Genomic DNA, 14071 nt, shown 5'->3' with positions numbered 1-14071 from the left:
GCCGGTCGGGCACCACGCGCACCGTCCGCCATGCCCAGCGGTTCAGCCCTGCTGGAGGGTCAGGTAGTCGGCGGGGATGAGGTGGGGCGGGTTGGCGGCCTGGGTGGCGTCGGGCTCGATGATGCGGAACATGTCGAACAGGACGATCGGCACCTCGCGGCCCAGCACCTTCTGCACGAGGCCGCTGGAGTGCAGGTGCCGCGCGGCGTCGACGCAGAGGTCGTCGAAGTGGGCGCAGAGCCGTTCGTCCTGCTCGTCCTCCGCGTCCTCGCCGGGCTCGTACCAGAGGCCGAGGCGCTTCACCTCGTCGAGGTAGAGGGCGGTGCCCTCCGGGTCTGCGGGGTGGTGGCCCGCCGGGCCCGCCTCCTCCAGCAGCATGTAGGCGTAGCTCCAGCGCACCTCCAGAGGGTCGGCGGACCCTTCGAGGTTGCGCCTGACGTTGCTCTCGGTGTTGTAGCCGATCGCCATGTACGGGTCGTAGGGGTAGTCGGGCAGTCCGTGGACGGTCGAGAACTCGCCGTGCGAGATCCGGAGCGAGATGACGTAGATGTCGGCGCGGAGGGCCTCCGGGAACGAGAGGACGGAGTCTTCGGCGGCCCGGCGCATGTGCTGCTGGAGGGTCATCCAACCATGATCTCCGATCGGGTCCGCGGGGTCTGGAGGTCCTCGAAGATGGCGAGGGCGCGCATCCAGCAGTCGCGGGCGGCGTCCGGGCGGGACATCTGCATGTGGGCGCGGCCGAGGTTGTAGAGGGTCTCGCCCTGGCCGGGGCGGTCGCCGAACTCGCGGAAGACCTCCAGCGCCTTCTCGTAGTGGACGATGGCGGTGTGCAGGCGGCGCAGGCCGTGGTGGGCGTAGCCGAGCCCGTGCAGGGCCCAGCCGAGGTTGCGCCCGTCGGCGTCGAGCGCGAGGTCGTGGGCCTGCTCGAAGTGGTCCAGGGACGAGCCGAAATCGGCGAGCCCGGCGTAGGCGTAGCCGAGGGCGGTCAGCGCGCGCCCCATGTTGCGGCGGTCGCCCAGCAGGCCGGCCAGCAGCATGGAGCGGCGGTGGTGGGCGACGGCCTCGCGGTACCGCTGGAGGCGGCGGCAGGCGTAGCCGAGCCCGTGCAGGGCCCACGCCTCGCCCCGGACGTCGCCGAGCCGGGAGAACACCTTGCACGCCGCGGTGAACAGCTCCGCGGACTCCTCGAACCGCCAGCGGCTCTGGCAGGCGTAGCCGAGGCCGCCGAGCGCGTGGGCGATGCCGCGGTCGTCGCCGAGGACGCGGGCGGACGCGAGGCCGGTGCGGAGCGCCTCGTACCAGTCGGTCCAGGCGGTGCGGAGGAAGAAGAACGTCCACAGGGCGAGAGGGAGCCGCCAGGCGATGTCGTGCTGGCCCTCCTCGGCGGCGGCGCGGGCGGCGGCGACCAGGTTGTGCCGCTCGGTCTCGCACCAGTGCCGGGCCTCGTCCGCGGAGGCGAAGGAGAGGGCGCGGCCCGGTTCGTCCGGCAGCGCCAGCGTCGCGGTGACGCGGTCCGGGCACAGCAGGCGGCGGGCGTTGTCGGCGGTGCCCAGGTACCAGCCGAGGACGCGGCGGACGGCGGCGGAGCGCTCCCCGGGCGCGAGGCCGGGCCCGCCGTCGGGGACGGGCACGCCGTACCGGCCCTCGGCGTGCTCCACCAGGCCGAGGCCGTCGAGCACGACGCGCGCCTCGGCGCCCGGGACGTCGAGGAGGGCCGCCGCGGCCGGGACGGAGATCTCCGCGCCGGGGTGGAGGGCGAGCAGCCGGCGGTCCCGGGCGGTGTCCGCATGCGGCCAGGTCTCCGGCAGCCGCATCCAGGCCCGCTCGCGGAGCTCCTTGACGGCGACGTGCGCGGGCCGGAAGGCGGCCGCGAGGCATGCGGGGTTCTGCCGCACGACCTCCTCGAAGAACCAGCCGGAGGTGATCAGCGCCAGGACGCCGGGGGAGGTGCGCAGCGCCTCCTTGAGCGGGGCCGCCGACAGCAGGCGGAACGCCTTGTTGATCGCGGTGCCGGCCACGCCGTGGTCGTCGTGGTGGACCTCGCCGGCGTGCACGGCGACGCGCACCCGGATGCGGGCGCCCGGCGGGGCGCCGCCGTTGTGCCGTTCGATGAGGGCGGCCAGCCGCGCCGGGAACGGGCCGGCCACCCGCTCCTTCGGCACGTCCGGCCTGATGAGGATCATGGCTCCGTCGCCCCGGTCCTCGCAGTAGCACGAGGACGCGGGCACGCCGGAGTCGGCGAGGGCCCTTCGCAGGGCGCCGTATAAGCCCGCCCGGACGGCGAGCTGGTCCCCGTTGGTGCGGCGCCCGTAGCCCTCGACGTCGAGGCAGAGGATCGTCCGGTGCACCGCCGGACCCGCTCCGCTTGCACAGTGCATCAGCCCATGCATATGCACCCCCTCATGCATGTGCGTGAGCATGCTACGGCAAGATCACCGCATGTCGAAGCGGTTCGGGGACCCGGCGCGCGCTCGTCGTCAGGCGGTCAGCAGATCCTTCAGCAACCGGGCGCGGACGTCGCCGCTCCCGTCCCCGTCCTGCGGCGGATGCCAGGGGCAGGCGATGTCCAGCGCGGCCACGCGGCCGGTCGCCATGATCCGCCGGACGGACGCGACGACCGCGTCGTAGGACGGCCCGCCGCCCACGGGGAACTTCAGTCCGGGCAGCTCGGCGGCGTCGATGACGTCCACGTCGATGTGCAGCACCAGCGGCCCCGGAGGCAGCGTCACGTCGTCGACCGCGCAGCGCCTCACCTGCGAGGACGCGAGGAACTCCGCCTCGGCCGGGTCGAGGTCGCGGGCGTCCACCAGGACGGCCCGCTCCTCCGGCAGCGTGCGCAGGCCGAGCCGGTCGGCGAGCAGGGCGGTGTCGGCGCCGAGGATCTGCCGGAGCGGCATCCCGCCGATGTAGCCGGACGTCGAGCTCTCCGTGGTGTGGACGTCGCCGTGCGCGTCGAACCAGACGATGGCGGCGTCCACCCCGGCCTTCTGCACGCCCGCGAGGACGGCCTCGGCGGTCAGGCAGTCGCCCGAGACCACACGCGGCATCGAGCCCTTGCCGATCTGCCCGGCGACCTCGGCCACGACCGGCTCGAACAGGGCCGCGACGCGCTGCCAGACGTCGCCGTCGGGGAGTTCGGGCTCCACCGCGACGACGTCGTGACCGGGGAGGGGGAAGGAGGCGTCGGGGAGCCGTTCGTCCTGGTGGTAGGGCAGCAAAGTGATCGTCATGCGGCCACATTAGAACGGTCCCGCCCGGTACTCCGGGCGGGACCGAGAACAGGGGGCGCGGTTACCGCTTCTTCCCGCCGGCGGTCGCCTTCAGGTAGTCGTGGTTCAGCCGGCCGATGACGTCCAGCGGGATGCCCTTCGGACAGGCGGCGGTGCACTCGCCGGTGTTGGTACAGCCGCCGAAGCCCTCCTCGTCGTGGGTCTCCAGCATGGACACGACGCGGTCCCAGCGCTCGGGCTGGCCCTGCGGCATCAGGCCGAGGTGGGTGACCTTGGCGCCGAGGAACAGGGCGGCCGAGCCGTTCGGGCAGGCCGCGACGCAGGCGCCGCAGCCGATGCACTCGGCGGCCTCGAAGGCGCGGTCGGCGTCCGGCTTCGGGACGGGCGTCGAGTGCGCCTCGGGCGCGGTCCCGGTCGGGGCGGTGATGTAGCCGCCCGCCTGGATCATCCGGTCGAACGCCGACCGGTCGACGACCAGGTCCTTGACGACCGGGAACGCCTTGGCCCGCCACGGCTCGACGTCGATGACCTCGCCGTCCTTGAACTTGCGCATGTGGAGCTGGCACGTGGTGGTGGCGCGCTCCGGGCCGTGCGGGGTGCCGTTGATGACCAGCGAGCACATGCCGCAGATGCCCTCGCGGCAGTCGTGGTCGAACGCGATCGGCTCCTCGCCGGAGGCGATGAGCTTCTCGTTGAGGACGTCCAGCATCTCCAGGAACGAGGCGTCGGGGGAGACGTCGTCGAGCTTGTACTCGACCATCCGGCCCTTGTCCTGCGGGCCGCCCTGGCGCCAGACGCGCAGTGTGAGCTTCATGATTACTTGTACGACCTCTGCGTCGGCTTGACGTACTCGAAGTTGAGGGCCTCCTTGTGGAGGACGGGCTGCTCGCCCTCCCCGGCCCATTCCCAGGCGGCGACGTAGCCGAAGTTGTCGTCGTCGCGCTTGGCCTCGCCCTCCTCGTCCTGGCTCTCGGCCCGGAAGTGGCCGCCGCAGGACTCGGTGCGGTGCAGCGCGTCGATGACCATCAGCTCGGCCAGCTCGAAGAAGTCGGCGACCCGGCCGGCCTTCTCCAGCTGCTGGTTCAGCTCCTCGCCCTTGCCGGTGACCTTGACGCGCGTCCAGAACTCCTCGCGCAGCGCCGGGATGAGGGTCAGCGCCTTGCGCAGCCCCTCCTCGGTGCGCTCCATGCCGCAGTACTCCCACATGATGTGGCCGAGCTCGCGGTGGAAGGAGTCGACGGACCGGTCCCCGTCGATCGACAGCAGCCGCTCGATCCGCGTCCGCACCCGCTCCTCGGCCTCGCTGACCGCCGTCTCGGCGACCGGGGGGAGCTCGTTGCGGGCGATGTAGTCGTTGATCGTGTTCGGCAGGACGAAGTAGCCGTCCGCGAGGCCCTGCATGAGCGCGGAGGCGCCGAGCCGGTTCGCCCCGTGGTCGGAGAAGTTCGCCTCGCCGATGACGAACAGGCCCGGGATCGTGGACTCCAGGTCGTAGTCCACCCACAGGCCGCCCATCGTGTAGTGGACGGCGGGGTAGATGCGCATCGGCGTGTCGTAGGGGTTCTCGCCGGTGATGCGCTCGTACATCTCGAAGAGGTTGCCGTACTTGGCCTCGACCTTGTCCCGGCCGAGGCGGGCGATCGCGTCGGCGAAGTCGAGGTAGACGCCGAGCCCGCCGGGCCCGACGCCGCGTCCCTCGTCGCAGACGTTCTTCGCCGCGCGGGACGCGATGTCGCGCGGGACGAGGTTGCCGAACGAGGGGTAGATGCGCTCCAGGTAGTAGTCGCGCTCGTCCTCGGGGATGTCGTACGGCTTGCGCGTGTCGCCGGCCTTCTTCGGCACCCACACGCGGCCGTCGTTGCGCAGCGACTCCGACATCAGCGTCAGCTTCGACTGGTGGTCGCCGCTGACCGGGATGCAGGTCGGGTGGATCTGGGTGTAGCACGGGTTGGCGAACAGGGCGCCGTGCCGGTGGGCGCGCCAGGACGCGGTGACGTTCGAGCCCATCGCGTTCGTGGACAGGAAGTACACGTTGCCGTAGCCGCCGGACGCCAGCACCACCGCGTCCGCCGTGTAGTGCTTGACCTCGCCGTTGATCAGGTTCCGGACGACGACGCCGCGCGCCCGCCCGTCCTCCATGATCAGGTCGAGCATCTCGTGCCGCGGGTACAGCTCCACGTTCCCGGCGTCCACCTGCCGCATCAGCGCCTGGTAGGCGCCGAGGAGCAGCTGCTGGCCCGTCTGGCCGCGCGCGTAGAAGGTGCGGGACACCTGCGTGCCGCCGAAGGAGCGGTTGTCGAGCAGGCCGCCGTACTCGCGGGCGAACGGGACGCCCTGCGCGACGCACTGGTCGATGATCTGCCGGGAGATGTCGGCGAGCCGGTAGACGTTCGACTCGCGGGAGCGGAAGTCGCCGCCCTTGACCGTCTCGTAGAACAGCCGGTACACGCTGTCGCCGTCGTTGCGGTAGTTCTTGGCGGCGTTGATGCCGCCCTGCGCGGCGATCGAGTGGGCGCGGCGCGGGGAGTCCTGGAAGCAGAACTGCTGGACGTGGTAGCCGGCCTCGCCGAGGGTGGCGCCGGCCGAGCCGCCGGCCAGCCCCGTGCCGATGATGATGATCTTCTTCTTGCGCTTGTTGGCCGGGTTGACCTGCTTGGCCTCGAACTTGCGGGTCGTCCAGCGCTCCTCGATGGGGCCCTTGGGCGCCTTGGCGTCGGCGATCGGCTCGCCGGACTTGTAGAAGCCGTTTGTCATGTCCTCAGCTGCCATGTGATCAGCTCACCCATCCGAAGGTGATGGAGACGGGGACGGCGACGAAACCGAGCGTGACCAGCGCGGCGACGGTCGCGGAGAGGCCCCGCAGGGCGTTGTGGCTGCGCGGGCTGCGCATTCCGAGCGTCTGGAACGCGCTCCAGATGCCGTGGTTGAGGTGGAGGCCGACGAGCAGGACCGCGACGACGTACCAGACGGTGATGTACCAGCGGGACGGGTCGAAGTCGGCGACCATCCGCTCGTAGGGGGTGGCGTCGGCGCCCTTGGGGTTCAGGGCGAAGAACGTGAGGTCCAGCAGGTGCCAGACGACGTAGACGGCGATGATGACGCCGCCGTACCGCATGGTCCGGGCGGCATAGCCCTGCGCGTGCGACTTCTTGCGCGACTGGTACTTCACCGGGCGGGCGGCCGAGGCGCGGCGCGCGAGCGACACCGCCGACCACATGTGCAGGACGACCGAGGCGCCGAGCACGAGCTCGATGAGCGTCAGCACGGTCCGCCGCGGTACCGCGGGCTCGCCCATCGTGCGCAGCCAGTGCGCGTAATGGTTGAAGTCCTCCGCGCCGAGGAAGATCTTCAGGTTCCCGATCATGTGCAGGACCAGGTACAGCACGAGGATGCCGCCGGTGACGGCCATGACGGCCTTCTTGCCGACGGTCGACCGGTAGATCGCAGGTATCGCTATAGCCACGACCTGCACGCTATGTCCGGTTCGGCGATTCGTTCCAAGTCATGAACGCACTTGTGGCGATAGCCGCAGGCTATGAACACATGCGGCGAGGCCCTTGTGGCCGTTCCGTGACAATCGTCCGGGTGAGGGACTTCACAGCGGGTGCGGGAACCTCATCGGGGAGTGACCCAGAAGACATTGACGGAGGTCAGGGACTTGTGGTCGGCGCTCCCGATCAGCGCCCGGGCCCGTCCTGGTCGGCCTGCCGCGACAGCAGGAGGACGGCGAGGTCGTCGGTGAGGGCGTCGCCGTTGAGCCGCTCGACCTCGCCCACGAGCGCGTCGATCAGCGACCGTCCGGCCGCGCCGCGGGTGCGCGCGGCGCGGGCCAGGTCGACCAGGCCCTCGGTGCCGAGCCGGTCGGAGCCGTCGCCGACCCGCCCCTCGATCAGGCCGTCGGTGTAGAGCATCAGCCCCCAGGACTCGCCGAGGTCGATCTCGGTGGTCGGCCACTCCGCGCCGGGCACGAGGCCGAGCGCCGGGCCGTGCGCGTAGTCGGGGAGCGCCGCGACCTCGCCGCCGTCCCCCGGCGCCCCGCGGAACAGCAGCGGCGCGGGATGGCCGGCCAGGTGCATCCGGGCGGTCCGCCGGGACGGCGCGATCGTGATCATGCAGAGGGTGGTGAAGATCTCCTCGCTGCGCCGCTCGTGGCCGAGGACGGTGTCGAGGGTGCCGAGGAGCTGCTCGCCGGTGTGCCCGGCGAGGACGAGGGTCCGCCACGCCATCCGGAGCTGGACGCCGAGGGCCGCCTCGTCGGGGCCGTGCCCGCAGACGTCCCCGATCATCAGGTGGACGGCGCCGCCCTCGGTCTGCACGGTGTCGTAGAAGTCGCCGCCGAGCAGCGCCCGCCGCCGGCCCGGCCGGTAGCGGGTGTGGTGCCGCAGGGACGGGTCCTCGATCAGCGGGACCGGCAGCAGGCCGCGCTCCAGCCGGGCGTTCTCACGGCCGAGGATGCGGGCCTCGACGAGCCGCCGCTCGGTCTCCTCCGAGCGCTTGCGCTCGATGGCGTAGCGGATCGCGCGGGCCAGCAGCGGCCCGTCGACCTCCTGCTTGACCAGGTAGTCCTCGGCGCCCGCGGCGACCGCCCGGACGCCGAGCCGGCCGTCGTCCAGGCCGGTCAGCACGACGACGGCGGCCGGGCCGGAGAACGCGAGCACCTGGTGCAGCCCCTCCAGCCGGTCGATGCCGGGCGTGGAGAGGTCGACGATGATGCACTGGGTGCGGCGCGTCAGCATGCGCCGCGCGGAGTCGAGGTCGCTCGCCACGGTGATCTCCGTGTCCAGACCGCTGTCGGCGAGCATCTTCTCCACCATGAGCACGTCGGTGGGGTCGTCGTCGATGAGGAGCAGGTCGATCCTGTCCTCGGTACCTGGCGTGAGGGGATGCGTCTGGTGACTGATGGTGCTCACAGGTCATTCCGGACTGTCGGGCTGGCGACGGCACTGGCAACGGCCGGGTCGTCCCGCCTGTTCCTGCGGCCGCAGGAGCGGTACGGGCCGCGCCGGGGCAGCGGCATGGGCCTAGCCGCCAGGGTCCCGGCTCATGGAGCGGAGGAAGCATCGCTCCGTACGGTGACGACTTTAGCGTGTCACCGGCTCCGGGCGCATCCCCCGAGCCCGGCTTCGCGAGCGTTTCCGGACGGTCCGAAACCCGTGCGTCCTGCTGAAAAACCAGTCGTGCGACAAGGGGTGCGCTGCATAGCCTTCGTCGCGTGAAGCCGTTGCCAGAAAAGAATCCTGGCGGCCCCGACCACGTCACCCGAGGGGGAGCGAACTCCCTCGATCCCTGGAGCGCCTCACGCGCCGACCGCAGAGCTCCGGCGCGCTACCTGCTCGCGCTGCTGCGCGCCCAGTGGCGCAGCGTGACCGCGGGCGCCGCCCTCGGGGTGGCCTGGATGCTCAGCCAGGCGCTGATGCCCGCCGCGCTCGGCCGCGCCATCGGCGACGGCGTCGCGGCGCGGGACGAGCGCGCCCTCGTGGCGTGGGCGGCCGTCCTGCTCGGCCTCGGCGTCGCGCAGGCCGTGACGGGCGTGCTCCGGCACCGGTTCGCCGTGTTCAACTGGCTGGCCGCCGCGTACCGGACCGTCCAGCTCGTGACCCGGCAGACCACCCGACTCGGTTCGACGCTGCCGAAGCGGCTGACCGCGGGCGAGGTGGTGAGCGTCGGCATGTCCGACGTGGCGCACATCGGGGAGGCCCTCGACATCATCGCGCGCGGGTCGGGCGCCGTGGTCTCGATCGTCGTCGTGGCCGGCCTCCTGCTGACGACCTCGCCGCCGCTCGGCCTGATCGTCCTGGTCGGCGTCCCGCTGATCCTGGTGGCCGCGGCGCCGCTGCTGCGCCCGTACCGCGAGCGGGAGCAGGCGCACCGCGAGCTGGTCGGCGAGCTGACCACGCACGCCACCGACCTGGTCGCGGGCCTGCGAGTGCTGCGCGGGATCGGCGGCGAGACGCTGTTCTCCGGCCGCTACCGCGCCGAGTCGCAGCGGGTGCGCGCGGCCGGGGTGGCGGTCGCGCGGGCCGAGACGCGGATGAACGGCGCCGAGGTGCTCCTGCCCGGCCTGCTGATCGCGCTGGTCACCTGGGCCGGAGCCCGGTTCGCCGTGCGGGGGTCGATCGGCGTCGGCGAGCTGGTCGCCTTCTACGGGTACGCGGTGTTCCTGATCGTTCCGCTGAAGACCCTCGGCGAGGCCGCCAGCAAGATCACCAAGGGCCTGGTGGCGGCGGGCCGGGTCACCGCGCTGCTGCGGCTCGACCCCGAGCTGCCCGCCGCCGGGACGGCCCGGCCGCCGGCCGGCGCCGAGCTGGTCGACATCGCGTCCGGGCTGGTCGTGCGGCCGGGCCGGGTCACCGCGGTCGCGGCGGCCGACCCGCGCGACGCGCAGGCGATCGCCGACCGCCTCGGCCGGTACGCCGACGGCGAGGTCGACTTCGGCGGCGTCCCGCTGCGCGCGGTCGCGGACGTCCGGAAGCGGATCCTGGTCGCGGTCAACGAGGACCGGCTGTTCTCCGGCCCGCTGGCGGAGTCCCTCGCGCCGGACGCCGACGGGCCCGCGCTTCAGGCCGCGGTCCGCGCGGCCTGCGCCGAGGACGTCGTCGACGCTGTCGGGCTCGACGCGCACGTGGCCGAGGCAGGGCGGGAGTTCTCCGGCGGCCAGCAGCAGCGCCTCCGCCTTGCGCGGGCGCTCGCCGCCGACCCCGACGTCCTCGTCCTGGTGGAGCCGACCAGCGCGGTGGACGCGCACACCGAGGCGCGCATCGCCGAAAGGCTCGGCGAAGCGCGCGCGGGCCGCACCACCGTGGTGTGCACGACGAGCCCGCTGATGCTGGACCGCGCCGACCACGTCGCCTTCGTCCGGGACGGCGTGGTCGTCGCGGAGGGAACACACCGGGAACTGCTGGACGCCGAGTCGAGCTACGCGGCGACCGTCACCAGAGGCGAGGCGGTAGAAAGGGCGACGACGTGAGCACCGAGATCCTGCCGGTCGCGACACCCGCGCAGGTGCGGGCCTACGCCCGGCGCCTCGTGCTCCGGCATCCCCGCGACCTCGCCGCGGTGCTGGGCCTGCACGCGCTGGCCGCCGCCACCGGGCTCGTCACGCCGCGGCTGCTCGGCGCGCTGGTCGAGGACGTCCGCGACGGCCGCGCCGACATCGACACCACCGGCCTCGCCATCGCCGGGTTCGTGATCCTCCAGGGCGTGCTGATCAGGTACGCCTACCTGGCGTCGGCGAAGCTGGGCGAGCGGGTGCTGGCGGAACTGCGGGAGGAGTTCGTCGACCGCGTCCTGGCGCTGCCGCTGTCCAGGGTCGAGCGCGCGGGGACCGGCGACCTGGTCACCCGCGCGTCCCGCGACGTTGACACGCTGAGCACCTCTGTCCGGTACGCGATGCCGGAGACGCTCGTCGCCGTCGTCGTGGGCGGGCTCACCGTCGCCGCGCTGATGCTGAACGGCCCGCTGGTCGCGCTGCCCGCGCTGGTCGCCGTGCCGCTGCTGGTCGCGGTGATGCGCTGGTACCTGCCCCGCGCCCACGAAGGCTACCTGCGCGAGAACGCGGCCTGGGCGCGCATCGGCGACGGGCTGGCCGAGACCGTCCAGGGCGCCCGGACCGTGGAGGCCCTCGGCCTCGCCGAGCGGCGGCACGAGCGCGGCGACGCCGACATCGCGGCGTCCTACAAGGTGGAGCGGTACACGCTGCGCCTGCGCACGGTGCTGTTCCCGGTGATGGAGATGAGCTTCGTCCTGCCCGTCGTGTCGACGCTGCTCGTCGGCGGCCTGCTCTACATGAACGGCATGGCGACGCTCGCGCAGGTGACCACCGCGACCCTGTACGCCCAGCAGCTCATCGAACCGGTGGACGCGCTCATGTCCTGGCTGGACGAGCTGCAGCTCGGCGGCGCGTCCCTGGCCCGGCTGCTCGGCGTGGGCACCGTCCCGCCCGACCGCACGCCCGGCGACGGGCGGCCCGCCGGCGAGCGGATCACGGCGCGCGACGTCCACTACTCCTACCGGCCCGGCCACGACGTCCTGCACGGCGTGGACCTCGACCTGCGGCCGGGCGAGCGGCTCGCGATGGTCGGGCCCAGCGGCGCGGGCAAGTCGACGCTCGGCCGCCTGCTCGCCGGCGTCGACGGCCCGCGCGCGGGCGCCGTCACCGTCGGCGCGGACGGCGGCGTCCCCCTGGTCGAGCTGCCCCTGGACGACCTGCGCGGCCATGTCGCGCTGGTCACCCAGGAGCACCACGTGTTCCGCGGCACCCTCCGCGAGAACCTCGTGATGGCCCGCCCGGACGCCACCGACGACGACATCCGCGAGGTCCTCGAAGCCGTCGACTGGGACGGCCCCGCCCTCGACACCGCCGTCGGCTCGGGCGGCGAGACCCTGTCGCCCGCCCAGGCGCAGCAGCTCGCCCTGGCCCGGCTCGTCCTCGCCGACCCGCACACGCTCGTCCTGGACGAGGCGACGTCGCTGCTCGACCCGCGCGCCGCCCGCCGCCTGGAGCGCTCGCTCGCCGCCGTCCTGGACGGCCGCACCGTCGTCGCCATCGCGCACCGCCTCCACACCGCCCACGACGCCGACCGCGTGGCCGTGGTGGAGGACGGCCGCATCACCGAACTGGGCACCCACGACGCCCTTCTGGCGGCCCAAGGCTCCTACGCGGCGCTTTGGGCCTCCTGGAGGAGTTAGGGCGCGGGCTACCCCTCTAGGGATTCCTTTAGGAAGGAGACCTGGATGTGGAGGAGGTTCTCGGCGACCACTTCCTGCGGGGTCATGTGGGTGACGCCCGAGAGGGGGAGGACGGTGTGGGGGCGTCCGGCCGCCAGCAGCGCCGACGACAGGCGCAGGGTGTGCGCGGCCACCACGTTGTCGTCCGCCAGGCCGTGGATGATCATCAGCGGGCGCTTCAGGTCCGGGGCCCGGTCGAGCAGGGAGTTGGCGGAGTAGTTCTCCGGCTCCTCGTCGGGGTGGCCCAGGTACCGCTCGGTGTAGTGGGTGTCGTACAGGCGCCAGTCGGTGACCGGGGCGCCGGCGACGCCGGCGTGGAAGACGTCCGGGCGGTACAGGACCGCGAGGGCCGCGAGCCAGCCGCCGAACGACCAGCCGCGGATGCCGACGCGGTCGAGGTCGAGCGCGGCGGGGTGCTTGCGGGCGGCCTCGATCAGCGCGCTGATCTGGTCCTCCATGACGGGCTCGACGAAGTCGCCGCGCACCGCGCGCTCCCAGGCGGGGCCGCGGGCCGGGGTGCCGCGCCCGTCCGCGATCACGACGGCGAAGCCCTGGTCGGCGAGCCACTGCGCCTCGCAGTACATGCGCTGGACGGCGAGGACGCGCTGGGCGTGCGGCCCGCCGTAGGGGTCCATCAGGACGGGCAGGCGGCCGTGGTCCGGCTCCCACCCGGTGGGCAGCAGCACGGCGGTGCGCAGCTCGCGGTCCCCGGCGCGCAGCAGCTCCACCCGCGGCGTGATCACCGGGGTCTCGGCGAACGAGACGACGGGGTGGACCGCGGACGCGGTGCGCACCTCGGCCTCCGAGCCGGGGCGGTCGAGCCGCGCGCCCGTGACCACGGTGACGCCGCCCGAGCGGGTGCCGGAGAAGACGCCCCGCCCCTCGGTCAGCCGGGTCACCTCGCCGCCCTCGTAGGAGTAGAGGTGCACCTCGGTGGGCTCCTCCGAGGCGGTGAACAGGATCGACTCGCCGTCCACGCCGAGGACGGAGCGCAGCTGCAGGCCGGCGGGCGTGACGGGCTCGCCGGCGACGGTGATGCGGCGGGTGTCGGTCGCGGCGTCCTCGGTGGCCCAGACGAGGTCGCCGCCGTGCGTCCGGACGGGCAGACCGGGGATGATCTCCGTCCAGACGGGGTCGTGCTCGGTGTGCAGCAGCGACGTCTCGCCGTTGGTCGGATCGACCTTCAGCACCCGCTGGGACCGCTGGTCGCGCGGCTGCACGACGATCAGCAGGCCGTGCCGGTCCCACACGGCGGTCACGAGGTAGGGGAACATGCCGCGGTCCCAGGCGACCGCGAGCCGCCCCCCGTCGACCTTCAGCAGCACCAGGGACACCATGGCGTTCGGCGTGCCCGCCGCCGGGTAGGCGATCTCGGACGGCGGCCGGTCCGGGTTGGCGGGGTCGGCGATGTGCCAGCGCTGCACGGGCGTCTCGTCCACCCGCGCGACCAGCAGGGTCCCGCCGTCGGGGGACCACCAGTGGCCGCGCATCCGGCCCATCTCCTCCGCCGCGACGAACTCGGCGAGACCGTAGGAGACCTGGTCGGACTCGGGCTCGACGAGCGCGCGGTCGTCGCCGCCGTCCATCTCGATGATCCGCGGCGTGCGGCCCGACACGTACGCGACGCGGCGGCCCGCCGGGTCGGGGCGCGGGTCGAAGACGGGCGCCCGGGCGGGCAGCTCCCGGACGAGCGCGGTGTCGAGGTCGACGGCGTAGAGGCGGCCGCCCAGGGTGAAGACGGCCTGCTTCACGGCGCGGTCGGTCGCGTACCCGACGATGCCGCCCGCCTGCTCGCGGGCGCGCTCGCGGCGGGCCCGCTCCTCGGCGGGCAGGTTCTCCTCGCCGGGGACGTCCAGCGCGGCCGGGTCGGCGACGCACTCCTCCTCGCCGGTGGCGGTGTCCAGCGTCCACAGGCAGGTCACCGGGTCGTCGCCCGCCCGGGTGCGCAGGAAGACGACGCGCGACCCGTCCGGCGCGATCTGGAAGGCGCGCGGGACGCCGAGGCTGAACCGTCGCGTGCGGGCGCTCTGCCGCGGATAGCTGATGCTCATGGCATCCGAGTCTGCCAGGGCGGTGCGGAAGTACGGCGCACGGCGGCCTCCTGCCCCCTATGA

The 14071-nt window shown here is 73.1% G+C and carries 10 protein-coding genes; 2 read left to right on the top strand and 8 right to left on the bottom strand.

The features are described from left to right. Nucleotides 1-42: 42 nt before the first annotated feature. The 7 genes from AB0C21_RS28765 to AB0C21_RS28735 all read right to left on the bottom strand — a co-directional run bounded on the left by AB0C21_RS28765 (nucleotide 43) and on the right by AB0C21_RS28735 (nucleotide 8140). Nucleotides 43-624 carry a hypothetical protein gene (locus tag AB0C21_RS28765; protein WP_500208393.1) on the bottom strand — a complete coding sequence of 194 codons (582 nt, stop codon included), beginning with the start codon at nucleotides 622-624 and terminating at the stop codon, nucleotides 43-45. Continuing rightward, nucleotides 621-2378, bottom strand: a complete 1758-nt coding sequence (locus AB0C21_RS28760) for a tetratricopeptide repeat protein (protein ID WP_500208392.1) — start codon at nucleotides 2376-2378, stop codon at nucleotides 621-623. The genes AB0C21_RS28765 and AB0C21_RS28760 overlap by 4 nt, the downstream gene beginning before the upstream one ends. Nucleotides 2379-2477: 99 nt before the next feature. Beyond that, on the bottom strand, nucleotides 2478-3230 hold the full coding sequence (locus AB0C21_RS28755; RefSeq protein WP_500208390.1) for an arginase family protein: 753 nt from the start codon (nucleotides 3228-3230) through the stop codon (nucleotides 2478-2480). Between the two features lie 61 nt (nucleotides 3231-3291). Next, the gene (locus AB0C21_RS28750) at nucleotides 3292-4044 is read right to left on the bottom strand and encodes a succinate dehydrogenase/fumarate reductase iron-sulfur subunit (RefSeq protein ID WP_149260840.1); all 753 of its coding nucleotides are present in this window, start codon (nucleotides 4042-4044) and stop codon (nucleotides 3292-3294) included. 2 nt (nucleotides 4045-4046) lie between these two features. After that, the gene (locus tag AB0C21_RS28745; RefSeq protein ID WP_500208532.1) at nucleotides 4047-5984 is read right to left on the bottom strand and encodes a fumarate reductase/succinate dehydrogenase flavoprotein subunit; all 1938 of its coding nucleotides are present in this window, start codon (nucleotides 5982-5984) and stop codon (nucleotides 4047-4049) included. A gap of 19 nt (nucleotides 5985-6003) precedes the next feature. Beyond that, entirely contained in the window at nucleotides 6004-6693 is a 690-nt protein-coding gene (locus AB0C21_RS28740; protein WP_500208388.1) for a succinate dehydrogenase cytochrome b subunit, read from the bottom strand. Between the two features lie 214 nt (nucleotides 6694-6907). Continuing rightward, entirely contained in the window at nucleotides 6908-8140 is a 1233-nt protein-coding gene (locus AB0C21_RS28735) for a PP2C family protein-serine/threonine phosphatase (protein WP_500208386.1), read from the bottom strand. A gap of 302 nt (nucleotides 8141-8442) precedes the next feature. Between AB0C21_RS28735 and AB0C21_RS28730 the strand changes: the two genes are divergently transcribed. Both AB0C21_RS28730 and AB0C21_RS28725 read left to right on the top strand, forming a co-directional pair. Further along, nucleotides 8443-10197: an ABC transporter transmembrane domain-containing protein gene (locus AB0C21_RS28730; RefSeq protein WP_500208385.1), complete on the top strand. Its 1755-nt coding sequence runs from the start codon at nucleotides 8443-8445 to the stop codon at nucleotides 10195-10197. Next, nucleotides 10194-11918: an ABC transporter ATP-binding protein gene (locus tag AB0C21_RS28725; protein WP_500208384.1), complete on the top strand. Its 1725-nt coding sequence runs from the start codon at nucleotides 10194-10196 to the stop codon at nucleotides 11916-11918. The genes AB0C21_RS28730 and AB0C21_RS28725 overlap by 4 nt, the downstream gene beginning before the upstream one ends. An 8-nt stretch (nucleotides 11919-11926) precedes the next feature. On the opposite strand, the gene AB0C21_RS28720 is transcribed toward AB0C21_RS28725, so the two are convergent. Then, nucleotides 11927-14008 carry a S9 family peptidase gene (locus AB0C21_RS28720; RefSeq protein WP_500208382.1) on the bottom strand — a complete coding sequence of 694 codons (2082 nt, stop codon included), beginning with the start codon at nucleotides 14006-14008 and terminating at the stop codon, nucleotides 11927-11929. Nucleotides 14009-14071: the final 63 nt, after the last annotated feature.

Origin of the sequence: Spirillospora sp. NPDC049024 (genome assembly GCF_040649235.1) — a bacterium.
Classification (GTDB): domain Bacteria; phylum Actinomycetota; class Actinomycetes; order Streptosporangiales; family Streptosporangiaceae; genus Spirillospora.
Note: the sequence above shows the minus strand (reverse complement) of the source record. Positions and strands in the feature narration are given on the sequence as shown.

Bases quoted from the DNA above. Each gene is read 5' to 3' on its own strand.
- AB0C21_RS28765 (WP_500208393.1), bottom strand. From the start codon at position 624: ATGACCCTCCAGCAGCACATGCGCCGGGCCGCCGAAGACTCCGTCCTC.
- AB0C21_RS28760 (WP_500208392.1), bottom strand. From the start codon at position 2,378: ATGCACTGTGCAAGCGGAGCGGGTCCGGCGGTGCACCGGACGATCCTC.
- AB0C21_RS28755 (WP_500208390.1), bottom strand. From the start codon at position 3,230: ATGACGATCACTTTGCTGCCCTACCACCAGGACGAACGGCTCCCCGAC.
- AB0C21_RS28750 (WP_149260840.1), bottom strand. From the start codon at position 4,044: ATGAAGCTCACACTGCGCGTCTGGCGCCAGGGCGGCCCGCAGGACAAG.
- AB0C21_RS28745 (WP_500208532.1), bottom strand. From the start codon at position 5,984: ATGACAAACGGCTTCTACAAGTCCGGCGAGCCGATCGCCGACGCCAAG.
- AB0C21_RS28720 (WP_500208382.1), bottom strand. From the start codon at position 14,008: ATGAGCATCAGCTATCCGCGGCAGAGCGCCCGCACGCGACGGTTCAGC.